The sequence below is a fragment of the Cognataquiflexum nitidum genome (assembly GCF_022538055.1).
In the GTDB taxonomy this organism is placed as follows: Bacteria; Bacteroidota; Bacteroidia; order Cytophagales; family Cyclobacteriaceae; genus Cognataquiflexum; species Cognataquiflexum nitidum.
Genome location: NZ_JAKZAM010000002.1, coordinates 136,461 through 160,286, shown reverse-complemented (window position 1 = coordinate 160,286; position 23,826 = coordinate 136,461). Strand labels below are relative to the sequence as shown.

At 40.4% G+C, this 23,826-nt stretch carries 20 protein-coding genes and 1 tRNA gene; 14 read left to right on the top strand and 7 right to left on the bottom strand.

The window, feature by feature from the left end; all coding sequences use genetic code 11:
* Window positions 1-35: 35 nt before the first annotated feature.
* Complete coding sequence (locus tag MMU07_RS01900) at window positions 36-611, bottom strand: DUF2911 domain-containing protein (RefSeq protein WP_241124138.1); 576 nt, start codon at window positions 609-611, stop codon at window positions 36-38.
* A 212-nt stretch (window positions 612-823) separates the two neighbouring features.
* Between MMU07_RS01900 and MMU07_RS01895 the strand changes: the two genes are divergently transcribed.
* Complete coding sequence (locus tag MMU07_RS01895; RefSeq protein ID WP_241124137.1) at window positions 824-2,170, top strand: M24 family metallopeptidase; 1,347 nt, start codon at window positions 824-826, stop codon at window positions 2,168-2,170.
* Window positions 2,171-2,286: 116 nt separating this feature from the next.
* Window positions 2,287-3,360 (top strand): endonuclease/exonuclease/phosphatase family protein, encoded by a 1,074-nt coding sequence (locus tag MMU07_RS01890; RefSeq protein WP_241124136.1) that lies wholly within the window; start codon window positions 2,287-2,289, stop codon window positions 3,358-3,360.
* A 3-nt stretch (window positions 3,361-3,363) separates the two neighbouring features.
* On the opposite strand, the gene MMU07_RS01885 is transcribed toward MMU07_RS01890, so the two are convergent.
* Window positions 3,364-5,583 (bottom strand): efflux RND transporter permease subunit, encoded by a 2,220-nt coding sequence (locus MMU07_RS01885; protein ID WP_241124135.1) that lies wholly within the window; start codon window positions 5,581-5,583, stop codon window positions 3,364-3,366.
* A 250-nt stretch (window positions 5,584-5,833) separates the two neighbouring features.
* Here MMU07_RS01885 and MMU07_RS01880 point away from each other — a divergent pair, with 250 nt between their 5' ends.
* A complete protein-coding gene (locus MMU07_RS01880; protein WP_241124134.1) occupies window positions 5,834-6,628 on the top strand; it encodes a thymidylate synthase in 795 nt (264 codons plus the stop codon).
* 19 nt (window positions 6,629-6,647) lie between these two features.
* Here the strand turns inward: MMU07_RS01880 and MMU07_RS01875 are convergent, their stop codons facing one another.
* On the bottom strand, window positions 6,648-7,481 hold the full coding sequence (locus tag MMU07_RS01875; RefSeq protein ID WP_241124133.1) for an aminotransferase class IV: 834 nt from the start codon (window positions 7,479-7,481) through the stop codon (window positions 6,648-6,650).
* A 155-nt stretch (window positions 7,482-7,636) separates the two neighbouring features.
* Between MMU07_RS01875 and sdaAB the strand changes: the two genes are divergently transcribed.
* The 3 genes from sdaAB to MMU07_RS01860 are packed head-to-tail and all read left to right on the top strand — an operon-like array spanning window position 7,637 to window position 10,993.
* Window positions 7,637-8,311 (top strand): L-serine ammonia-lyase, iron-sulfur-dependent subunit beta, encoded by a 675-nt coding sequence (gene sdaAB, locus MMU07_RS01870; RefSeq protein WP_241124132.1) that lies wholly within the window; start codon window positions 7,637-7,639, stop codon window positions 8,309-8,311.
* Window positions 8,312-8,317: 6 nt separating this feature from the next.
* Window positions 8,318-9,664: a TolC family protein gene (locus tag MMU07_RS01865; RefSeq protein ID WP_241124220.1), complete on the top strand. Its 1,347-nt coding sequence runs from the start codon at window positions 8,318-8,320 to the stop codon at window positions 9,662-9,664.
* Window positions 9,665-9,682: 18 nt separating this feature from the next.
* Window positions 9,683-10,993 (top strand): efflux RND transporter periplasmic adaptor subunit, encoded by a 1,311-nt coding sequence (locus MMU07_RS01860; protein ID WP_241124131.1) that lies wholly within the window; start codon window positions 9,683-9,685, stop codon window positions 10,991-10,993.
* 57 nt (window positions 10,994-11,050) lie between these two features.
* Here MMU07_RS01860 and MMU07_RS01855 read toward each other — a convergent pair whose 3' ends face one another.
* From MMU07_RS01855 to accC, 3 genes are read right to left on the bottom strand one after another with little or no spacing between them, the layout of a single operon-like run.
* The gene (locus MMU07_RS01855; protein WP_241124130.1) at window positions 11,051-11,626 is read right to left on the bottom strand and encodes a Maf family nucleotide pyrophosphatase; all 576 of its coding nucleotides are present in this window, start codon (window positions 11,624-11,626) and stop codon (window positions 11,051-11,053) included.
* Window positions 11,623-12,924 (bottom strand): DUF1015 domain-containing protein, encoded by a 1,302-nt coding sequence (locus tag MMU07_RS01850; protein WP_241124129.1) that lies wholly within the window; start codon window positions 12,922-12,924, stop codon window positions 11,623-11,625. Before MMU07_RS01850 ends, MMU07_RS01855 begins: the two co-directional genes overlap by 4 nt.
* Window positions 12,924-14,423, bottom strand: coding sequence for an acetyl-CoA carboxylase biotin carboxylase subunit (gene accC, locus MMU07_RS01845; protein ID WP_241124128.1), 1,500 nt, complete (start codon window positions 14,421-14,423; stop codon window positions 12,924-12,926). Before accC ends, MMU07_RS01850 begins: the two co-directional genes overlap by 1 nt.
* 181 nt (window positions 14,424-14,604) lie before the next feature.
* Between accC and MMU07_RS01840 the strand changes: the two genes are divergently transcribed.
* Together MMU07_RS01840 and MMU07_RS01835 are read left to right on the top strand one after the other, a co-directional pair.
* The gene (locus MMU07_RS01840) at window positions 14,605-15,855 is read left to right on the top strand and encodes an aminotransferase class I/II-fold pyridoxal phosphate-dependent enzyme (RefSeq protein WP_241124127.1); all 1,251 of its coding nucleotides are present in this window, start codon (window positions 14,605-14,607) and stop codon (window positions 15,853-15,855) included.
* Between the two features lie 101 nt (window positions 15,856-15,956).
* Window positions 15,957-16,133 carry a histone H1 gene (locus tag MMU07_RS01835; protein WP_241124126.1) on the top strand — a complete coding sequence of 59 codons (177 nt, stop codon included), beginning with the start codon at window positions 15,957-15,959 and terminating at the stop codon, window positions 16,131-16,133.
* 97 nt (window positions 16,134-16,230) lie between these two features.
* Here MMU07_RS01835 and MMU07_RS01830 read toward each other — a convergent pair whose 3' ends face one another.
* On the bottom strand, window positions 16,231-18,093 hold the full coding sequence (locus tag MMU07_RS01830) for a M1 family metallopeptidase (RefSeq protein WP_241124125.1): 1,863 nt from the start codon (window positions 18,091-18,093) through the stop codon (window positions 16,231-16,233).
* A gap of 123 nt (window positions 18,094-18,216) precedes the next feature.
* On the opposite strand from MMU07_RS01830, the gene MMU07_RS01825 reads away from it, so the two are divergent.
* The 6 genes from MMU07_RS01825 to MMU07_RS01800 all read left to right on the top strand — a co-directional run bounded on the left by MMU07_RS01825 (window position 18,217) and on the right by MMU07_RS01800 (window position 23,689).
* Entirely contained in the window at window positions 18,217-19,575 is a 1,359-nt protein-coding gene (locus MMU07_RS01825) for an NfeD family protein (RefSeq protein ID WP_241124124.1), read from the top strand.
* 97 nt (window positions 19,576-19,672) lie between these two features.
* A complete protein-coding gene (locus MMU07_RS01820; RefSeq protein ID WP_241124123.1) occupies window positions 19,673-20,872 on the top strand; it encodes an acetate/propionate family kinase in 1,200 nt (399 codons plus the stop codon).
* Between the two features lie 301 nt (window positions 20,873-21,173).
* On the top strand, window positions 21,174-21,902 hold the full coding sequence (locus MMU07_RS01815; RefSeq protein WP_241124122.1) for a CBS domain-containing protein: 729 nt from the start codon (window positions 21,174-21,176) through the stop codon (window positions 21,900-21,902).
* A gap of 204 nt (window positions 21,903-22,106) precedes the next feature.
* Window positions 22,107-22,191, top strand: a tRNA-Ser gene (locus tag MMU07_RS01810).
* 168 nt (window positions 22,192-22,359) lie between these two features.
* A complete protein-coding gene (locus MMU07_RS01805) occupies window positions 22,360-22,929 on the top strand; it encodes a Crp/Fnr family transcriptional regulator (RefSeq protein WP_241124121.1) in 570 nt (189 codons plus the stop codon).
* A gap of 85 nt (window positions 22,930-23,014) precedes the next feature.
* On the top strand, window positions 23,015-23,689 hold the full coding sequence (locus MMU07_RS01800; protein WP_418884496.1) for a hypothetical protein: 675 nt from the start codon (window positions 23,015-23,017) through the stop codon (window positions 23,687-23,689).
* The last annotated feature ends 137 nt before the right edge of the window (window positions 23,690-23,826 follow it).

Genomic DNA, 23,826 nt, shown 5'->3' with positions numbered 1-23,826 from the left:
AAAAAATTGACAGGGCCTAATACGGGAATTCAAAGTTATTGTATTGCAATAGGAAGTTTAAGCTTCTCCCATCTCACAACTATTCCCGGAGATTCAATGGCCAGAGTTAATTGTTCTTGGCTTTCTTCTACCCATTCAGGCGTTGATTCTACACGAAGCACATCATTTTCTTCTTTATATTGGAAATGACCATGCTCAAGATTCCATTCAGAATTGAAAATGACAGTCCAAGATCCGGAAGCCTTTGGAATGGTAAACAAAGAATACCTTCCTGCTTTCAAAGGTTGTCCCTCTACTATCACATCAGAGCTAAAGTCTACATAAGTAGCCTCATTGGCGCCTGTTCTCCAGACTTCATTGTAGGGTACCAAATCTCCCCAAACAACCCTTCCTTTAATGGAGGGAGCACCATATTGAATCATTAATTTTGAAGCCCCAACATTTCCTTCCAAAGTTCTCAAAGGACTGGGTCTCTCTTCCGAAGCAGGTTTTTCTTCAGCGACGACTTCTTCTGTTGCTGTGGTCTCGGTGCTTTTTTCAGCTCCGCAACCTGCAAAAAACAAGGTTGTGAGAGAGAAAATAGCTAAAGTGAACAAGTTTGATTTTTTCATAAAGTTGTAGTTTTACGATCCGAAGATAATTATTTTTTTTTCAACAAAACCAAACCACGATCGATATCCTTTCAAAATCAAGGTTTGTTCAAGAAGAAGAAGTTAAAAAAAAAGCCTGATTTGATAAATTTAATGTGTCCCGATAAAAAAAGGCTTTTTATTTTCTCCTTGTGTGATTAAATTCCTGACCTTATTTAAAATCCCAAATTTCAATGAAGACAGGTAAATCCATAAATTTTATTTCCTCAACATTTGCGTTCATTATTTTGATTTGTTTGGTTTCTTGCCAACCGGAAGGACAGAAAACCCAAACCTTTGACAATCCATTTTCAGGTCCCAGTCCATGGCCCGAAATTCGAAAAGAAAGGATCCAAAAATTATTACCTGAAGCAATGAAAACCGCCGGTGCCGATGCTTGGATCATTCTTTGCAGGGAAAACAACAATGACCCGATCGCCCATCACATTGGGGGAGAAAATGCAGGAGGGCAGGCTTTATTTTTATTTTATCTCGAGGGAGAAAATGTCAAATCAGTGGTCTTTTGTCCCATTGGGGAGGCAACCGCACTAGCCGATCTCAAAATTCATGACGAGGTGATTCCTGTTCAAAGGGGAAATTCGGCCATCATGGATGCTTCTGAATATATCAAAACAAAACAATTTCAAAATATTGCCATCAATAGTTCTTTTGAGAATGAGTTGGCAGATGGCTTGAGTTTTACTCAGAGAAAATCATTGGAGGAAGCACTTGGCACCGATGCATCTAAGGTGGTTTCGGCTGATGACCTGATCTATGAATGGCTTTCTGTCAAACTGCCTGCTGAAATTGAAATAATGACCAAAGCAGCCATATTAACTTCTAAATGGCAATATGAAGCATATGCCAGTGTCATTCCCGGAAAAAGCACTGATGCTGATATTGCGAGATTTTTGAAGAAAAAAATGGAAGAATATGGTGTTAAAGACGGATGGTCACCTGACCAAAATCCAAATGTCAATTCAGGACCAGACCGTGGACATTCCCATTCTACTGATAAAGTCATCATGCCGGGTGATGTTATCCAGACGGATTTTGGCATCAGAGTATATGATATGTGGGTATCAGACATACAGCGGTTTGCCTATGTTTTGAGAGAAGGTGAAACAAAAGCTCCGGATTCTGTACAGTTTTATTTTGAATCTTCTATTGGAGGCAACAGGATTGCTCTGGAAGCCATGAGACCCGGTGTCTTAGGATACCAGGTGGATAAAGCGCAAAGAGATTGGATGGCAGAACGCGGTTCAGAACCAGTCATGTGGAGTACAGGACATCCCGTAGGCTATGTTGCACACGACATCGGACCAAACCTCGGCGGTGGACTTCTTCCCGATCCTTCTGTCAGGCCTGCCGCGATGAAGCCTTTAAAAGAAGGTATGCTTTTCGCTTTCGATGGTTTCCATGCTTGGAAACTTCCAGAAATAGGAACCAAAACCATGTCTGTGGAAGAAACCGCCGTAATCACCAAAGATGGGGCTAGGTATCTGATGGAACCACAAAGTGAGCTCATTCTCATAAAATAAAAAAAGGGGGTATAGAAAAAGCAGTTCTTGATTTAGGACGTTTACTTCTATACCCCTGTCCACTTGGAATAGGATTGAATTCAATTTATTTTTATGAAAAATAATTACTCAGGCCAATGATAAGATTTCTTACTTCCTTCTTTTTTTTGGTTTCATTGGCTTTGTTTTTTAGTGTATACATTTCTCCTGAATATTTTCCGTACGTCGGTTTGGCCACCCTCACCATTCCAATTTTGCTGGTCATCAACGGGTTTTTATTCATTGCGCTTGTTTTTTCAAAAAGAAAACTGGCATTACTTCCTTTGATTGCATTGTTAATTGGCTGGAAATACGTTGGAGTTACTTTTCAGTTTAGAACCGATCCTGAACCAAAAAAAGGTCTTTCAGTGCTAAGCTATAATGTCCATATGTTTAGTTATAATAAAGAAGATGACAAAAACAGAACCTCAAAGAACCTGATACAATGGATCAAAGAAAATCCCTCAGACATCAAGTGTTTTCAGGAGTTTTACCAAGACCCCACCACACCCTCTAGGAATACCATCAAACAGCTCGGGAAAGAAACTGGCTACAATCATTTTTATCAGGTCATCCAGGGAAATCAGAGATCAAGTACCTTTGGGATGGCTATTTTTAGCAAATATCCCATTGTGAATGAAGGTATAGTACTGGATTCTAGAAGTACAAATGGGATAATTTTTGCCGATATCAAAGTTGAAAAAGATACCTTCAGAATCTATAACGCCCATCTTGAATCCATGAATATTCCTTCTGCAGAGTTAGGGGATTTTGAAGGAATAAAAGAAAATTACCGGCAAACTCTGCGGAAACTTAAAAGAGGACAGGTCACAAGGGCTACCCAATTGGAAATCCTAATGGACCACATGGAAAACAGTCCCTATGCCAATATTCTAGTCGGTGACTTCAATGACGTTCCTTACAGTTACACCTATTTCACCCTCCGAAATATTATGAATAACGGCTTCGAGAAAGCTGGAAAAGGTTTTGGCTTTACCTATAACAAAGTCCTTTTTTTCCTGAGAATTGACAATGTCTTTTTTGATGATGCGCTGGAAATTTTAGATTTTAAAACCCACTCAGAAGTAGATTATTCGGATCATTATCCTATTTCCGCTGTTTTTTCTTTAGACAAAACTATCAAGAAAATTAAATCTGATATCGAGGAATAAGCTTTATTTGCCCGGTCTTATCAAAAAAACCAATAATAACGGAAGTAAAACCAAATCTGCTATTAAAGCAAAAACCAAGGCCATCCCAATCAGTAATCCGGAATAAAATGTCACTCCAAATTGACTCAAAGTCAATATTGAAAAGCCGGAAACCAAAACAATTGTCGTAAGGATGATAGCTTTTCCCGTTTCCAAATAGGCTCTTTTGATGGCATATAACCATGATTTTCCTTTTTCAATTTCCATTTTCAGCTTTGCCATGAAATGAATGGTATCGTCTACAGCGATGCCAAACGCCACAGTAAAAATGATAGCAGTGGTAAGCTTCAATTCAATCCCAAAAACAAACATTAACCCGCACACCCATAGCAGCGGAATGATATTGGGAATTATGGTTACAAAAGCAATTTTCCATGACCTAAACAAAAATCCAACAATCAAAGCCACAATCGAAAAAGCAAAAACCAAACCTTTTGCCATTTGCCGTGTGACGCTTTCATGGCTCAAATCAATAAGATGGGAAGTTCCGGTAATCCTTACTTGTAGGAGATCGGGATTGATTTCCTCATTTAAAAACTTTAAAAAGCGGTTTTTCATATCTGAAGAAATAAGGCTTCCCATATCTTCAGTCCTGGCTGAAAGTCTTCCATTCTTCAGATCTGACGTCAAAACCCTAACAGGTGCACTTTCAATTACCCTTGAAATGTACGGTTCCATCCGGCGAACTTGTCCCAATGATGGCGTAGAAAAAGCATTTTCATTACCGGAATTCAGTGCTTTGTTTAAGCTCTTGGACAGGGTCAAAGGGGAAACAATCGAAGATGCCCCAAAAATATTCCTCACAAAAACTTCTACTTTTTCCTGTTCTTTCAATACCTCATATTGCATCAAGTGCTCCGCTTCGGGTCCGCTTTTCAGGGAAAACTCCAGGGGCTTTGATCCTCCAAACTCCCTGTCAAAAAAACTAAATTCGGTTATTAGGGAATTGCTTTCAGGCAAATCATCCAATATATATCCATTGACTTTTAGCTCAAATAACCCATAACCCGACATCAATGTAATCAATATAAATGCTCCCAAAATGGATTTTGTGTGTGATAAAGTCATTAAAAAAGATTGTCTCATTCCTTTACCCCAAAGGTTAGAAAATGAATTATTTTCAGAAACTTTGGAAGGAGATAACAAATATAACATACCGGGGGCAACCAAAATCACCGCCAAAAACATCATCATTACCCCAATGCCTGTGTAGAGTCCGAAAAATTTTAAAGTTGGAATATTTGTAAAAAAAAGTGATACAAAACCCAAAGAAGTAGTAAAGCATGTCAAAAAAACCGCTGATGCCAATTCGGAAAATGACAACCTGATGGCTTCTTCAGTTGGATGCCCATTTCTTGTCTGAGTCAGGTAATGATTGAAAAAATGAATCAATGCTGCCAATCCAACTACTGAAAGAATTGTTGGCTGCATCACAGACATCACGTCCAATGGCTGTCCAAAATAGAGGGACAAAGCTATAGTCCAAAGAATTCCAAATACGAGGACGGTTAAAGGTATCAAAACACCCCACCATGTTCTGAATATTACAATCAGTAGAAATACAATCAAGAGAACCGAAATCCCCAAAAAGAAGGTAAACTCCTCTTGCATCAACTGCACAAATTCACCCTGAGCCCTGATTTTTCCTGCCAAATGATACTCACTGATTCCTGAGTTGGCAACGATACTTTCTATTTCCTGATACAATTCATCCCCCTCCTCTTTGCTGATCCTTTGCTTGTTTTTCAAAATGATCAAAAGGAAATTGCCTGAATCACTGATCAGGTTTCCCCTCCATTGATTTGACCCCAAAATTGTTCTCTTGGAAAAATCAATTTTATTCAAATTGTCCCATTCCATCACTTTTCGGTACCTGATGCCGAAGGGATTGACAATAGGTTCCTCCAAATCAAGAAGAGAAAGTGTACTCTCCACTTTGTCAAGTTGTCTGAGGCTTTCATTCAGAAAATTTGCAGTTGTTAAAAAAGTGGAATCAAAAACATCCGGATTCCTTCCAAGTGCTATCAGTAGGTAATCATTGTCATTTTCAAACTTGCTTCTGAATTCCTGGTAAAAGGCCAATTCCTCATCCTCATGTGGAAAAAAACTTTCAAAATCATAGTCAAATTTGACCACCGGCCTATATACCACGATTACCAATGTCAATAACACTGCTAATCCCAAAAACCAAAATGATTTCTTTTTTGTAAACATAATGCCCCTGAAAGATACAGGTTACCCTTGATTTTGTTTACACATCAAAAAAAGTAATTGTTCCAAATAATCTTTTTAGATCGTTGGGTACTGTTATGATTTTGCAAAAAAACAAACCGATAAAGACCAAAATTCAATTCCTACAATTAAAAGCAAAATCCTCCTTTCCTAATTTTACATATCTTCCTATCTTGCCCCAAGAAAAATCCCCTCTTTGACTATGAAGCAATACCATGATTTGATGCAGCACATTTTGGATAAAGGTGTCAAAAAAACAGACCGAACAGGAACAGGAACGATCAGTGTTTTTGGTCATCAGATGCGATTCAATCTTGCAGATGGGTTTCCTGTGGTCACCACCAAAAAGCTCCACCTCCGATCCATTATCATCGAGCTGCTATGGTTTCTCAAAGGCGACAGCAACATCAAGTACCTTAACGAAAACAAAGTCAGTATATGGGATGAATGGGCAGATGAAAATGGAGATTTGGGACCTGTGTATGGATATCAGTGGAGACATTGGCCTGATGGCAAGGGTGGGGAAATCGATCAGATCAAAAATCTGATCCATCAGATCAAAACCAAGCCTGACAGCCGTAGGCATATCGTAAGTGCTTGGAATGTGGCAGATGTGGATAATATGGCGCTTCCTCCCTGCCATACATTATTTCAATTCTATGTAGCGGAAGGAAAGCTTTCATGCCAACTCTATCAAAGAAGTGCTGATGTGTTTTTGGGAGTTCCTTTCAACATTGCCTCTTACGCATTATTTACAATGATGGTCGCTCAGGTCTGTGACCTTGAGCCGGGAGAATTTGTCCATACTTTTGGAGATGCACATCTTTACAGCAATCACCTCGAGCAAGCCCACCTGCAACTAAGCAGGGAATTGCGTCCACTTCCAACTATGAAAATCAATCCGAATGTGAAGGATATTTTTGCCTTTGAATATGAGGATTTTGAATTGCTTAATTACGATCCACATCCACATATCAAGGCTGCAGTTGCTATTTGAGAAGTTAAAAAAATCCGGATTAATTCAGTTCAAAGATTGAATCCAAACCTTTTTCTCTATTGGCGTTAAAGTCTTTGTTTTCAAATGATTGGAGATAGCTGATACCCGTCACGTTGGTAGTCAATATTTGATCTGCCTTTAGCAAATCTTCCATTTTAAACAGCCCTTCTGAAAAGGGAATGTTGTTTTCTCTCAGGTAATCAAGAATCATACTTCTACCGACACCTGCAATACACCCCGAATCCAAAGAAGGCGTGAAATAATGGCCGCTCTTTACCCAAAATAAATTGGCAGCCCCTGCTTCGCAGATAAACCCATCAGGTGTAGTCAATATGACTTCGTCTAATCCTTTGGACTTCCTTTCCTGATTGGCCATGACATAGGGCAAGGCACTTAATGTCTTACAATGGCTCCAAGGAGTTTTATGGATATGGATATTTTGACTGAAACAGGCTTTTTCTTTCAGCTTTGGCGCAGGTTGGAAAGTATGGATTTGGAGACTTTCGATGACTGTATTGGTTTCAGGTGTGTATTTTCCCGAACCAGCCCTGTAAACATTCCATCTTACACGCAGGCTTTTTTTATCCCCCCATATTTCATTGAGGAGAACTTCTATTTCACTTAATTCCGAAAGCCCATTTTCCTCCAAATACAAAATCCTCATGCCAGAAACAAGCCTGTCACTATGTTGATTAGCAAACCTGATTCTACCTTTTACAAAAACCATTGTCTCAAAAAGTCCATCTCCAAATAAAAATCCCCGATTGTGAAATTCATCTGCACCATCCGACCAAGACCCATCTTGGTTTTTGTAAAGAAAAACTGTATCAAATCCGACCATACCACTGTTCATTCTTGAACAAAATAGATTTTTGTAATTATTAAGAAGCGTTAAAAATAATTAAATAATGATGATTTAATCCTTAATAAAGGCAAACTTCCTGAAAATTTCTTTTTCAAATTAAAAACCTTCTTACTTTAGCATGCTAATTGAAACTTGATTTTTCCATGGGAACAAAAAGTGGTATTTTTGATATGATAGGTCCGGTAATGATAGGTCCATCCTCATCCCACACGGCCGGTGTAGTCCGAATAGCAAGGGCAGCCATACGAGTACTCGGGGGTATTCCTGATTATGCAACCATCACTTTTTACAATTCATTTGCAAGGACGTACGAAGGTCACGGAAGTGACAAAGCCATCATAGCAGGTTTACTTGATTTCAAAACCGATGACGCTAACATAAAGCTTTCATTTGATCTAGCCCTGGAGAAAGGTTTGCAATTCAGCTTTAAGTCCATTGGTAATGCCTCTGTTTACCATCCCAATACCATCAAACTAAACCTTACCAAGGGAGACAGGAAAGTTGAAGTAATTGGAGAAAGTCTAGGTGGCGGTGTGATCAATATTGCAGAAATTGATGGATTTAATGCAAACTTCTCGACTCAATCCCATACTTTGATCATCAAAGCTGAAGATGTTTCAGGTGCAATTGCCTTCATTTCAAGTGTTATTGCGCAAGAAAAAACAAATATTGCCACGATGTCCGTTTCCAGAAAAGGAAAAAATGACATAGCCTGCCATGTGATTGAAATGGACAGCGGCATCAGATCAACAACCATAGAATACCTGAAAAGCCTTACTTGGATCAAAGAATTAATTTACATACCTGATATTGATTAACCCATGATGAAAAAATATTATCTCACGGCAGTTGCTTTTTTACTGCTTACATTTTCCAACGTTTATGCCCAAGATGTAGATTTCAGTAGATTAGATCTTGAAACATGTATTGAAATCGCACTGGAAAATAACCTGACCCTTCAGAGAAGTCAGGCAAACCTTGGTATTTCTGAAGCTAATCTGATCGGAAACCGTGGACAAAGAATCCCCACGTGGTCAACAGGTGCAAGTACAGGTTACAGGTGGGGCCGTTCCATTAACCCGGTAACCAACTTGTTTGAAAACAACAGGATCGGAAACATCAACCTATTTACCAATTCAAACCTCACCTTGTTTGCAGGACAACAGATTACCAATTCGATTCAGCAAAACAAGATAGACATTGAAGCGGCACAGTTTAACGTCTTGGCAACAGAAAATACCATCACGTTAAATGTGATCAATTTCTTTATCAATGTGGTTTTCAACTCTGAGCAACTTAAAATTGCCCAAAACCAATTGGCAAGTACACAGGAGCAATTGGCAAACACTACCAAATTGGTAGATGCAGGTTCACTTCCTTTGGCAAACAAACTGGACATTCAGGCACAAAACGCCACCAATGAACTTGAAGTAATCAACGCCACAAACAATCTGAGAATAGCAAAACTAAACCTATCTCAATCAATGCAGATTCCGTTTAATGACAACTTCAATATTGTCATTCCTGAATTGGAAGCCGATGACTATTCCATGGCTGATAAAGAAGTTAATGAAGTTTTTGAAAGTGCCCTTGCTTTGATGCCTGAAATCAAATCTGCTGAATTGGGTGTAGAAAGTGCGGAAATAGGTGTTAGAATTGCACAAGGAGGTTATTTCCCCACTATAGGAGTCGGAGGAAGTGGTTTTTCTAACTATGTTGACCAAGCTAGCTTCTCAGGTATCCGAGATGATTTTAGTACCCAAATCGGAAATAACTTTTCTTATTCAGGAAATTTCCAGTTGAACATCCCTATTCTTTCCAACATGAGAAACAGGGCGAATGTACAAAGGGCAAGACTTCAAAAGAGGTTAAGTGAAATTCAGGAGGTAGAAACTGTGAACCAACTCAGACAGGATATTGAAAGTGCTTACACAAGTGCATTTGCAGCAAGACAATCTTATCAGGCTTCTTTGGTCAGGGTGGCCTCATTGCAGGAGTCTTTTAGGATATCCCAACAAAGATTTGATGCAGGAGCTATCAATTTTGCGGATTTTCAATTAGCACAAAATAATTTCTTTAATGCACAGGCAGACTTAGTTACTGCCAAGTACACATACATATTTAGGGTAAAAGTCTTGGATTTTTACCTAGGAAACCCACTCAAACTTTAATAAAATACCAAAATCAAAATGGCAAAGAAAAAGTCAAATAAGCTTATTTATATCCTTTTAGGAGTTCTGGCTGTAGTCATCATATTCGCTATCATCGGACGGCAAGCAGGATGGATCGGTGGTGAAAAAGAAACCAATGTGGAAACTTCTAAAGTATCCAAAGTATCTATCATTGAGAAAGTAAGTGCTTCAGGTATTATAGAACCCGAAACAGAAGTAAAACTCAGTCCGGATGTGGCGGGTGAAATCATCGAGCTCAATGTGTTGGAAGGTGATTCTGTCAAAATCGGAGACCTCTTGGTCAAAATCAGACCTGATAACTTCATATCAGCACTTGACAGGGCAAAGGCAAATCTTAATCAAAATATGGCCAACTTGGCCCAATCTAGAGCAAACCTCAAGAGATCTGAGGCCCAATATGTGAGGGCTGAGTTAGAATTTAAAAGAAACGAAAAACTACACAAAGACAAGGTCATTTCAGATGCAGATTGGGAGCAGATCCAATCAACTTACCTGACTGCCCAAAATGACCTTGATGCAGCAAAGCAATCCGTTATTGCAGCAGAATTCATTGTTAAAAGTTCACAAGCAACAGTCAGTGAAGCTTCAGAAAATTTGAGGTTGACCAACGTATATTCACCTTTCAGCGGTGTAGTGTCCCAACTTTTGGTTGAAAAGGGCGAAAGGGTAGTCGGAACACAGCAAATGGCCGGCACTGAAATGTTGAGACTAGCAGATTTAAACAAAATGGAAGTCCGCGTCAATGTCAACGAAAATGACATCGTCAGGATCAGCAAAGGAGATACAACCATCATTGATGTGGATTCCTATTCTTTTGCAGGCAAAAAATTCAAGGGTGTGGTCACTTCCATTGCCAACTCAGCAAACACCAAGGCAAGTGTAGATGCAGTAACTGAATTTGAAGTCAAAATAAGAATACTGAATGAATCTTATGCAGACTTGATTACAGAAAAAATGAAATACCCATTTCGTCCGGGGATGACCGCAAGTGTGGATATCATTACCCAAAAGAAGGACAATGTTCTTGCTGTTCCTTTGGCCGCAGTGACTACTAGAGAAGATTCTACTGCCAAAAATCCTGAAGGAACCAAAGCAAAAGAGTTGGTATTTATCATCGAAAACAACAGGGCAAAACTGACTGAAATCAAGACTGGCATCTCTGACTTTGACAATATTGAAGTTTTGGAAGGCTTAAAAGAAGGTCAAGAAATCATCTCAGGCCCATACTTTGTTGTTTCCAAACAACTAAAAGACAATGATCCTGTCAAGAAAGTTGACAAGGCCGAATTGACGCCTGCTAAGAAATAATTACTTCATTTTCCATAACTACTTAACTCCCGCAGACATCATTTGTGGGAGTTTTTTTTACCACTTTTTCAACACATCGTACACGAGGTGGATAGGCAAACCCATAACAGTAAAATAGGAGCCTTCGATTTTTTCAACCCCGACAAATCCAATCCATTCCTGAATCCCATATCCTCCGGCTTTGTCAAAAGGCTTAAAATTGGTTATGTAGTATTCAATCTCAGATTTTGACAAGGTCTTGAAAAACACTTTTGCTGTATCCGAAAGGGTTATTTCTTTTTCCAAGGTCAAAAAAGTAATCCCTGTTGTAACCAAATGCATTTTTCCTGATAGTCCGGAAAGCATTTCAAAAGCTTCTTCTTGATTTGAGGGTTTTCCCAAAATCTCTCCATCAAGAATCACCACGGTGTCTGAGGTTAAAACGATTTCATTTGGACCTATTTCGTGAACAAAAGCTGTTGCTTTCTTTACCGACAAAAATCCCGCAACTTCGGATGTATCAAGATTCAGAGGGAAATCCTCATTGGTATCTTTGATCCGAACCTCAAAATCAAAGCCCAATCCCTTTAAGAGTTCTTTTCTCCTTGGGGATTGGGAAGCGAGAATAAGCTTTTTGTTACCTAAGTCTATCATGGCCGAAATGCTTGGTATGGAAATTTGAATTCCTGTTCATCAACAGAAGCAAACAGTAGACCTGATACTGTTTTTGGATAGAAATAGGTGGACTTTTGGGGCATCATAAATCCCGTTTTACAAACTTCCAATACTTGGGTCATTGAAACCTCTTTGGTTATCACTGCAAAATCCGCAGAACCCTCTCCCACCCTTCCTATACATTTTCGCAGGTTGCGCTCATACTCAATGTTGTCTGAAAACCTTTGGGATTCCATATCTATCCCCAATAACTTCTGAATGAAAAAGTAATGCAAGACCATCAAATCTACCGACTTGACCACATCTGGAAGGTCCAAATCAAATTCCTTGAATTTTTCAGGTCTAAGCCTGATTTTGTAAGCGCTATCTTTGAACACCAAGCCAAATGCCCACTGCTTATGCAGGATCAATTCAGAAATCTCATCCGAGTCAAATACTTTTTTAATAGTAAACCACTCATCTGCTTTTTTTAAAATTTCATTTTCTGAGGATAGATTTCCTCTGAATAAGCGGTGAGTAGGAAGGATTCTTAAGTCCTTGGAATGTGCATTGGTAAAATACATCAAATGGTAATTATATGCTTCATCCCCTCGATGATTGGGATTTGAAGCAATCATTTCATTTCTGTATTTAATCGCCGCCTCATACCGATGATGCCCATCTGCAAGAATAATGGATTTTGACTCGATCAATTCTAAGAAAACCCTGATGGTGGGAAGGTCATGAATCACAGACAAAACCTCCCTTACCCCTTGGTAATCTTCCACATCATAGATCGGGTCCTCAATCGCTTCATCCAAGTAGGGTTCAAGCAGATGCATCGGGTCTTCATATAGTCCGTGGGTAGGACTTGGCTGAAACTGCGTGGATTTTAACATTTCCACCCTGTCATCGACAGACTTGGGGATGGTATTTTCATGGCGTAGCACCACAGCTTCATGCCAGTCGTACGCTTTGATCTGGGCGATAAAACCTTTTCTGCAGGATTCTTTTTCTTCCCCGGGCAACTTGAAATATTGGTAATAAACATAGATTCCGGGTATTTGATCCTGGAAAATCACTCCTTCCTGTTTCCATTTTTCAAGGATCACTTTGGCCGAAAGGGCTGGATGCTCCCCCAAAGGAACAGAAAGGTGAATACTGTTGAAAGGGTTTTCATATAGAGCCTGCCTTTGCTTTTTGGAAACAACATCAAACAATGGAGAGATCAAATCCTCCATCCTGTCTTTGAAACTTTCTTGGTAACGCCAGGCCTTAATCGGTAGAATTTCAGCCATCAGATCAACCTGTTTTTCCAGTTTGTTTTGCTTCCTGCCAATTGGCTGCTTTGGGAATCTTTAAGGCTGGACTTATTTTTATCAAAAATTTCTATTGCCAAGCCTGCCAATAAAATCAGTTCCTCATCATTCCATTGGATGTCTAACTTGTCCGGAGAAAAGTATTTCTCAACAAACTTGGTGTCAAAACCGCCTGATTTAAATGCATGATGCTCCAATACAAACCGACAAAATCCCAAAGTAGTCTCAATGCCAGTAACCTGATAGTCATCTATCGCCCTGACCATTCTTTGAATTGCCTTTTCCCTGCTCTCGTCATGGACAATCAGTTTGGCTATCATTGGATCATAATAAATAGGAATAGCCATACCTTCTTCGAATCCATCGTCGACGCGTATGCCGGGGCCTTGTGGCCTGATATAAGTTTGAAGTATACCTATATCTGGGAGAAAACTATTCCTTGGATCTTCAGCATAGACCCTAACCTCAAGAGAGTGACCATTGATTTTCAAATCTTCTTGTTTAAAAGAAAGGGGTTTTCCCTCAGCCACCCAGATTTGTTCTTGCACCAAGTCTTTCCCTGTAATCATTTCTGTCACAGGATGCTCGACTTGAAGTCTTGTATTCATTTCAAGGAAATAAAAATCGAGGTTTTCGTCTACTATAAATTCTACTGTGCCCGCTCCATAATAATCACATGCTTTGGCTACCAAGACGGCCGCTTCTCCCATGGCCTTTCTCATCTCAGGAGAAACAACTGCCGATGGTGCTTCTTCTATTACCTTTTGATGTCTTCTTTGGATAGAACACTCTCTTTCAAATAAATAAACGACATCGCCGTATTGGTCTCCCAAGACCTGTATTTCTATATGTCGGGGTGAGGTAATATACTTTTCTATAAATACAGCCCCATCTCCAAAGGAGGATTGAGCTTCAGATATAGCGCGGAGCATCTGTTCTTCAAATTCCGATTCCTCTTCTACGATCCGCATGCCCTTGCCACCACCTCCCGCGCTTGCTTTGATCAAAATGGGGTAGCCTACTTCTTTGGCTTTTTGTTTTGCCGCAGGAATGTCACTGATGGCATGGTCCGTACCCGGTACCATTGGTATTCCGTATTTCAAAACTGCATTTTTGGCTGCAAGTTTGCTACCCATCAACTCTATCGATTCGGGGGATGGCCCGACAAAAATGATCCCAGCATCTGTCACTTTTTTGGCAAAAGCCGCATTCTCAGACAAAAAGCCATAGCCGGGATGGATTGCATCCACTCCCATCTCTTTGCTCACTTCGATGATTTTGTCGCCCAGAAGATACGATTGTTTAGACGGCGGAGGTCCGAGGCAGACTGCTTCATCTGCAAATTTGACGTGGGGAGAATTACGGTCAGCTTCGCTATACACAGCAACCGTTTTTATACCCATTTCTTTGGCTGTTCGCATGATCCGAAGGCTTATTTCTCCCCGGTTTGCGACCAAAAGCTTCTTGATTTTATGCATAATTGGGTTTATTTCTTTTAAAAAACTTGTGCTGCGAAGTAAGTAAATTAATGTGAGTTAGTAAAAGAATATTTGATTTGGAATTGGATTTTTGCAAGGCTGGACTATTTGTGTTAGTTTTGCCCGATTTAATGGATGATATATCCATACACAAATTTGTAAAACCTAAAAGAATTTAGCCTTGGATTTATTCGCAAAATTACAAACCAACCTTGGCCCTTTAGGCAAGCATTCTGAGCTTGCAGAAGGCTATTTCGCATTTCCAAAATTAGAAGGAGAAATTGCTCCCAGGATGAAATTTAAGGGAAAAGAAGTCTTGACCTGGAGTCTAAATAACTACCTAGGTCTCGCCAACCATCCCGAAGTGAGAAAAGCTGATGCAGACGCTGCTGCAAAGTGGGGAGCAGCTTATCCTATGGGCGCGAGAATGATGTCGGGACAAACAGACCTTCACGAGCAGTTGGAAAGAGAACTTGCGGCTTTTGTTGGCAAAGAAAGTGCTTACCTACTCAATTACGGATATCAGGGTATCATGTCTGTCATCGATTCTATTTTGGACAGAAAAGATGTCGTGGTATATGACAGCGAATGCCATGCCTGCATCATTGATGCCTTGAGGATGCATTTAGGAAAAAGATATGTATTTCCACACAATGATATAGAAAGCTGCGAGAAGCAACTGCAACGGGCTACCAAGCTTGCTGAAGAAACCGGTGGCGGCGTACTTGTAATTACAGAAGGTGTATTTGGAATGACCGGTGATCAAGGCAGGCTTGCTGATATCGTAGCTTTGAAGGCAAAATATGAATTCAGACTATTGGTAGACGATGCGCACGGATTCGGAACTTTGGGTAAAACAGGCGCAGGTGCCGGTGAAGAGCAAGGTGTGCAGGATCAGATAGATTTATATTTCTCCACTTTTGCTAAGTCAATGGCATCTATCGGAGCATTTATTGCCGGAGAAAAACATGTCATCCAATTCCTCAAATACAATATGAGGTCACAGATTTTTGCCAAATCATTGCCGATGCTTTTGGTAGAAGGAGCCTTGAAGAGATTGGATTTGATCAGAACCAAACCCGAATTGAAAGAAAACCTTTGGAAAATCGTCCATGCATTAAGAAACGGATTGAAGGAAAAAGGATTCAGCACAGGAAAATCAAACTCCCCTGTTACTCCGGTAGTCCTTAACGGAACCGTCGGTGAAGCGGCTACTTTGACAAGAGATCTAAGAGAAAATTATAATATTTTCTGTTCAGTGGTGATTTATCCCGTAATTCCAAAAGGCATGATCATCCTCAGATTGATCCCTACCGCTGTGCATACCATCGATGACGTAAATGAAACAATTGCAGCCTTCGAAGCCGTAAAAGACAAACTAACAAGCGGTTATTACAGAAATACTGAAATGGCGATGTCATTTGGAGAATAATTAAAGGCAAAAAAGGGCTTTGTTGTGTTGTTTTATAAACAATTTAGCTATATTGACCGCACAAATAAACTTATCATCAACCTTAAAAACTGACTTTTAATATGAGCAGATTTAGCGAACTAAAAGATCTCGTCCTTGGACTTGAAGGAGATTTTGAAAAATTCTATGACAAAGGCAATCAAGCTGCAGGTACCCGCGTAAGAAAGGGAATGCAGGATCTTAAAAACTTGGCACAGGAAATCCGTACCGAAGTTCAAGAGAAGAAAAACGCAGGATAATTCAAAAAATAAAAAAAGGTGTCTAACAACACCTTTTTTTATTTCTTTGGACCGATAAAAAAGCCTTCAGAAGTTGATTCTTTTGAAGGCTTTTTTGTTATTTCTTTTCCATTAAAGTACTGACATCCAATTTATTATTTGCCCTATTGATATCTGCCAATCTGAGACTAGGATCTATTTCTATTGATTTGATGGAAGAAATAGGCCTATCAAGCTGTACATCCTGCGTGTAATTTGTCCAAGGCCATCTAACTGTCATTGCCCTTACAGGCATTCCTTTTTCTTCAGGTTTATTGCCCCTTTGAATTACCAACGGCAAGTAGATCATTTCTTGCGAACCGTCAGTATAGGTCACCACCACATCCAATGGCATTGGCATTAAACCCACCCTTTCCAAAGTTATCTTGGTTTGGTTGTCTACTGCTTCCACGGATTTGACACCATAATCAATGGTCTTTGTGGAAGCGATGAAATAATCATAATACCAATCCAACTCCAATCCGCTTGTTTTTTCCATCACCCTGATGACGTCATGCCCATTTGGATGCATATATTTCCAATCATTCCATAGCCTAATCATGGCTTTGTTAAAATTTTCCTTTCCGATAACATATGCCAGCTGCTCCACAAAAACTGCTCCTTTGTTATAAGTACCGGGTCCATAAGCAGAATTGAGGTTATAGTGATCACCATGTGTGGTCAAGGGCTCTTCATATCCAGCTTTGGCTAACCTGAAGTAGGAAGTATATGCTCCATTCTGCACAAAATTATCTTCCTTTTTAAATACAGCATCCATCACCACACTTGTTCCCCAAGTGGTAAATCCCTCATCCAACCAAGGTTCTGAAGATTCATTAAACCCAAGAACGCCATAATACCAGCTGTGAATGAGCTCATGTACTGTCACCCCAACTAGACTTTGAAGTCCTCTATGCCCGGTGATCAAAGTCGACATTGGGTATTCCATACCTCCGTCGCCTCCCTGCACCACCGAGAATTGCTCATAGGGATACTTCCCAAAATTATTGCTCATATATTGGATGGCATCCACGGTGTATCCTTGGAGTTTGGCCCAATTCTCTTGGGTTTTGTCATTTTTTACATAGAGGAAATGAACCATAGGCCCATCTTCCATTTTTACTTTTTCGTGGGTATACTTGGGATCAGCCGCCCACATAAAATCATGGACATTGGGTGCTGTGAAATGCCACGTGAGATTTTTTCCTTTTGCAACAGGAACAGTCACACCTTCATCTTCATACCCGTGACCGATCTGATTGGCATTTTGAAGGTATCCGGTACCGCCGAGAATGTATGTTTTGTCAATGGTGATTTTCACATCAAAATCCCCAAAGTTTCCATAAAATTCCCTTCCGACGTATGGATTAGCATGCCAACCTCTCCTATCATAAGCAGCCATTTTGGGGTACCATTGGGACATGGAATAGCGGATTCCCTCGGCATTGTCCCTGCCTGCCCTTCTTACCTGTAGGGGTACCTGCCCTTCAAAATCCATGTCAAAAACAACCGTCTGTCCCGGAAGGATTGGTTTGTTTAAATTCACTTCCAATATGGTCTCCACATGCTCAAAGTCCACATTTTTCCCATCCATGGTTAGACTATTTACTTTCAGCATCCCGATTTCGGCAGGAGATAGCTTTTGGATTCTGTCCATTACCCTTCTATCCGGGTCAGAAATGGTACGTGAACGGACATCCATCATGCTGTTTGGCTGAAAAGCATTGAAATAGAGATGGTAAAATGCCCTTGTCAGGGTATCAGGCGAATTGTTGGTATAATGTAATTTTTGTGTTCCCTTATAGGTATTCTTCTCTACATCCATGGAAATATCCATGATGTATTTGACTTTTTGCTGCCACCGGTCTGATTGTGCCTGAAGGGATGTAAAGGCAATAATGAAAGCAATTGTCAGAACTGATAAACTGAATTTATTAATCATATTTGAATTGTTTTGGCTTTAAAATAAGTCAAAATTCATTTCCCCTACAAACCAATGATATAATTGGTGTTTGCGGCTGTTAAGGGAATAATTGGTATATTCAAAACTCAAATAGCAAATGATATGAAATCCCTTTTAACATCAATTTTGTTGGTCTTTATTTTTGTTTTGCAGCCATCTGAAGTATTTAGCCAAGTGGATTTATCCTCAGCCAAAAGGAAAATATATGTTTTTAAGATTGATGATAACATTGATCCTCGGATGAACCGTAAGGTAAAATTGGCTCTTGAAGAAGCCAAAGAAGAATCTGCTGCAATGGTCATCATTGAAATGGATACCTACGGAGGTGCTGTCAATGATGCTGATGATATCCGGACCATGATACTCGAGTCAGAAATCCCAGTTCATGTATGGATCAATAAAGACGCAGCGTCAGCAGGGGCTTTGATTTCCATCGCCTGCGACAGCATTTATATGGCTCCCGGAGCAAGTATCGGCGCAGCTACTGTGGTGATGGGCGGCGGCGGTGAAGCTGCACCGGACAAATACCAATCCTATATGCGCTCCATGATGCGGAGTACTGCCGAAGCAAAAGGTAGAAATCCCAAAATCGCTGAAGCAATGGTAGATGAGGAAATCGAAATTGAAGGAATCAGTGAAAAAGGCTCGGTCATCACATTTGCTGTTTCTGAAGCAATTGAAAACGGATTTTGTGAAGGTGAAGTCGATTCTATCGAAGAGGTCATCGCCAAGCAGGGCATTTTTGATTATGAGATCATCGAGCAAACAACTTCCACAGTCGAATCAATAATTTCTGTCTTTTTAAATCCTGCCGTAAGCGGATTTTTGATCCTCATCATCTTTGCAGGGATATATTTCGAATTGCAGACGCCCGGAGTTGGATTTCCTTTGGCAGCTTCAATTACGGCTATTATTCTTTACTTTATCCCTTATTACCTCAGCGGATTGGCTGAAAACTGGGAAATCGCTGTTTTCATTGTTGGCGTTATTCTTCTGTTGGTGGAGATTTTTGTGATTCCCGGATTTGGCATTTTTGGAATCCTGGGAATACTCGGCATCCTTACCGGACTGACCCTTGGTATGATTCCAAATGATGCTTTGGATTTTTCATTTGTTCCGGCAGGGGATTTGTTTGTGGCATTGCTGACAGTGATACTGGCAGCCATCGCTGCTTTGACGTTGATTTTCTTTTTGGCACCCAAGGTAAATAAATGGGGTGCATTCAGGACCATTGCTTTAGCCACGACCCAACAGCGGACAGAGGGCTACACTTCTTCGGTGTATGAAAACAGTCTTTTGGGCAAAGAAGGAATTACCAACACCCGATTGATGCCAAGCGGCAAAATCATCATCGACGATGAAGTTTATGATGCTTATTCCAGAGGAGAATTTATTGATCAGGGTGAAAAAATCAAAGTGATCAGTACTGAGGGAACTTCTTTGAAGGTGAAGAAAATATAGAATTGGTTAAGGGTTATTGGTTAATTCGACTCCGCTCAGTACAAGTATTTGGTTATTGGTTAATTGGCTATTGGATTTAGGTTAATAAATATTGAAAATGAAAATTCTTGTTCTGAACTCAGGCAGCAGTTCGTTAAAGTATCAACTTTTTGACATGCCTAATGAATCTCCGATGTGTAGTGGCTTGGTAGATAGGATCGGGCTGGAAAATGCCACTTTGACCCACAAATTATATATCCATGGCTCAGAAGAAGTTTTCAAACTCCAACAGGAAATCAAAGACCATGAGGCAGGCCTTTTGGCAGTGACGTCCCTCTTGATAGACCCCGAAAAAGGGGTTTTGTCTGACATGTCGGAAGTCAAGGCTATCGGTCACCGCGTAGTCCATGGCGGCGAGCAGTTTGCCGCTACCACTTTGATTACCGGTGAAGTCAAAAAAATTATTGAAGAATTATTTGCCTTGGCACCTTTACACAATCCACCAAATCTCCTTGGAATCACGGTTGCCGAAAGGGTATTTCCCCTAGCCAAACAAGTAGCTGTGTTTGATACCGCTTTCCACCAAACCATGCCTCCCAGGGCTTATCGCTTTGCCATTCCAAAGGAAATGTACACCAAATTAGGTATCCGTGCCTATGGATTCCATGGCAGCAGCCATCAGTATGTATCCCGCAAAACCAATGAATACCTGAATATTTCCGAACCAAAAATCATCACCATCCACCTCGGCAACGGCAGCAGCATGACTGCTATCAAGGACGGCAAATCCATAGACCATTCCATGGGTCTTGGTCCGATGGGCGGGCTTGTGATGGGAACACGCTGCGGGGATATCGATCCTTCCATTATTTTCCACCTGATCCATGAGCGAGGATATACTTCCAAAGAAGTCAATGACATCCTGAATAAAAAAAGCGGGTTGTTGGGACTTTGCGGATACAGCGACATGCGGGATGTAAAACAAGCCATATTGGATGGAAACGAGGACGCCAAGCTTGCCTATGAACTTTATGCTTACCGGATCCAAAAATACATTGGCACCTTTTCCGCTGCGCTGAATGGCTTGGATGCCATTGTCTTTACGGCAGGGATTGGAGAAAATGATGCAGAAATGCGCGCAGCAGTCTGTCAGGATATGGAGTTTTTTGGAATCTATCTGGATCAGGAAAAAAATACCAAGAGAAGTTCAGACATCCGGGAAATCAATATTTCAGGATCCAAAGTCAAAATTCTGGTGGTCCCCACCAATGAGGAATTGGAGATAGGAAAGCAGACTTTTGAATTGGTCAATGGATGATGGTTAGTGGTTATTGGGTTATTGGTTAATGGTTATTGGGTTTTTGGTTAGTGGTTATTGAGTTGTTGGTTATTGGTGAAAAGTAAGAGGTAAGAGGTGAAAGGTAAGTTGTGGGAAGTATGGAAGTTGGAAGTAAAGACCGATGACGGATGACGGATGTTTGGTGTAGTGGAAAGTGGAGAACTTGAATTGTTAAAAGTGAAAGGTAAGAGGTGGAAGGTGATTAAGTGAAAATTGTTTTTGGGAAGTAATGATGTCCTGATTAAGAGAATTGTGATTGTAATATCAAAATAAGATTTTTATGGAAATGAGTAATGCAGACAGGTTTCTGGAAGCTTTCAATGCTATCGAGAATTTTCTAAGGAGAAATTTAGAGGCGAGGAACTTTGTGAGTTATTTCAACTTGATCGATGACATGAGTGAGACCAACCTCATCATCAGGCAATATAGAGATCAGCTGAGATTGTTTGGAAATCTCCGCAATGCCATTATTCATTCCGAAAGAAAGCAGGGAAAGCCTGTAGCGGATCCGAGGGAAGATGTAGTCGCCGAAATCGAAAAAATATCAGGCATCCTCATGAATCCCCCTTTGGTATCCCAACATTTTTTGACAACAGTCTATTCTGTTTCCCCTGAAGACAGTCTGGTAACTGTGCTTCAGACCTTGGTAGAAAAAGATTTTTGTCAGGCACCTATCATTCAGGACGGGTTTATTTTAGGTTTGATCAATTTTGAAGCCATTGCAAGGTGGATGGCTGAATTGACCAAAACTTCAGAACCGCTGAAGCTATTCAAAGATTCATATGTCAAAGACATCATCACAAAAACCCTCAAACTCAAAAATTACAGAATCATCAAGAAGGATACGGATTTTGTGACAGCGCGTGAATATTTTGTTGAAAGCCTTGGCAATCCACACCCTGCAGAAGCGCTCCTCATTACCGAATCGGGCCGAAGAGATGAACCGGTGATCGGGATCATTACCATCAGCGAGGATTTGGAGAAAATCATTGAGGTATTGAGGAGATGAGGAATTAAGATTGAGTTAATGGATAATGGTTATTGGGTTAATGGTTGTATAAAAGAAAGAAGTGCCTTAAACCTGAAAATAATAAATCAGAAAATCAGGAGATTAGCATTTAACAAAGGCTTTTTGGAATGGTGGGGTTTGCAAATTCAAAGTTAAGGCATACATTTGCAATCCGTAAACGACAAATTCGTTTTACAAACAAATAGAGGAGTGGCAGAGTGGTCGATCGCGGCGGTCTTGAAAACCGTTGTACCGTGAGGTACCGGGGGTTCGAATCCCTCCTCCTCTGCACCTAAAAGCTTGGCTGATGCCGGGCTTTTTTTTGCGTTTGAGACTTTGGGGAAGGTTGAGTGATCAATTCAATTTGAACTTCTTTCTAATCCTTTTTGCCCAATATTTTTTTTAGCAAAACTCCGATCAACATATTTATTTCAAACTAAATCCATTAATTTAGAATATGCATCCCATTTTAAAATCTTATTTTCAGGACCTCACCCAAATCGACGAAGAAAAACTCGAAGCTTTGTCTCCTTACTTTAAGGAGAAAACAGTCAAAAAAAATGAATTTTTACTCCGCGAGGGGGAGGTTTGCAGGTTCAATTATTTTGTCCTCTCGGGATGCCTGCGCTTATTTTCGGTAAACAATGAAGGACTGGAAAATACAAGGTACATTGCCTTTGAAGGAAAATTCGGCACTTCCTTTACAAGTTTGATCACCGGAGATCCCTCTATCGAATACATCCAAAGCCTGGAAAAGTCCGTTGTGCTTACGATAACCAAAGATGACTTTTTCTACTTGGTAGAAAATGAACCGGCTGTCAACAAAATCTACCGAAATATCCTTGAATCGGCCTATATCACGACCCAAAAAAGAATTTATGACTTGCAGGGAAGCGATAGCTTGGGACGCTTGAAATGGCTGCTGAAACAGCAGCCGCGTATTTTCAATAGGCTTTCCAATAAAGTAATCGCAAGCTACCTGGGAATTACCCAATATACTTTGAGCCGACTGAAAGCCAATCTCTAAAAGTCAAAACGTTGACATAGAGCAACTTTTTCCTGTTTCTGTTTGCGGAGCTTTGCATAAAAATTAATTGAAAATTATGCGAAGTTTGAAAAATAGACCCGGCTACCACTTATCCTGTGTTTTCATTGCTCTCCTTTGGGCAGGAATGTCCCATTCTGCAATGTCCCAGGAATTTCCACCCAAAGTTCCCACCCCTGTGGAATTTATGGTTGGAAACAACAGGATGTTTTTTCAAATGGTGGTCAAGAGAAAGTTTTCAGCTGAGAGTAAATTTGGTTTTTTGAGTGTGTCCTCATTGTCAGCCAGCTATGACAATAACAAAGAGGATCTGGACTTAGCAATGCCCATATTGATCAACTATAATATTTACAAAGGATTTGGACTAGTCGGAGGAACTTCAATCAATAATGCTGTCGGTTTTGCTCCTCTATTGGGCGCACAGCATTCCTTTGCCAATAAAGAATGGGTGGCGGTGACGGTTGCTTCGGCATTCCTTCATTCAAAAAAGAACGTGGAACTTTTTGGAATCTATGAATACAAGCCTTCCTTAAGTCCCAAAACAAGTTTATACACTAGGGTTCAGTTCCTGTATATCCACAGCACGCGGGACGACCTCCATGCAAGGAGTTTTCTCCAGCTTAGGGCAGGATTGAAAATGAATGCGCTCAATTTTGGTTTGGGAGCCAATTTGGACCAATACGGTCCCGAAAAGAATTTTAAACCAAATTATGGGGTATTTGTGGGTTGGGCCTTTCAATAAAGAGTGAATAAAAGGGTCAAAAAAAACCTGATTCCCAGGGTTTTCTCTACACCGCTGTCAGATAGAATTCCCAAAGGGTGTTCTAGTCCATTTCTGAAGCATAAGATTTCTGAATAGAAACCCATTGCAATTTCTAT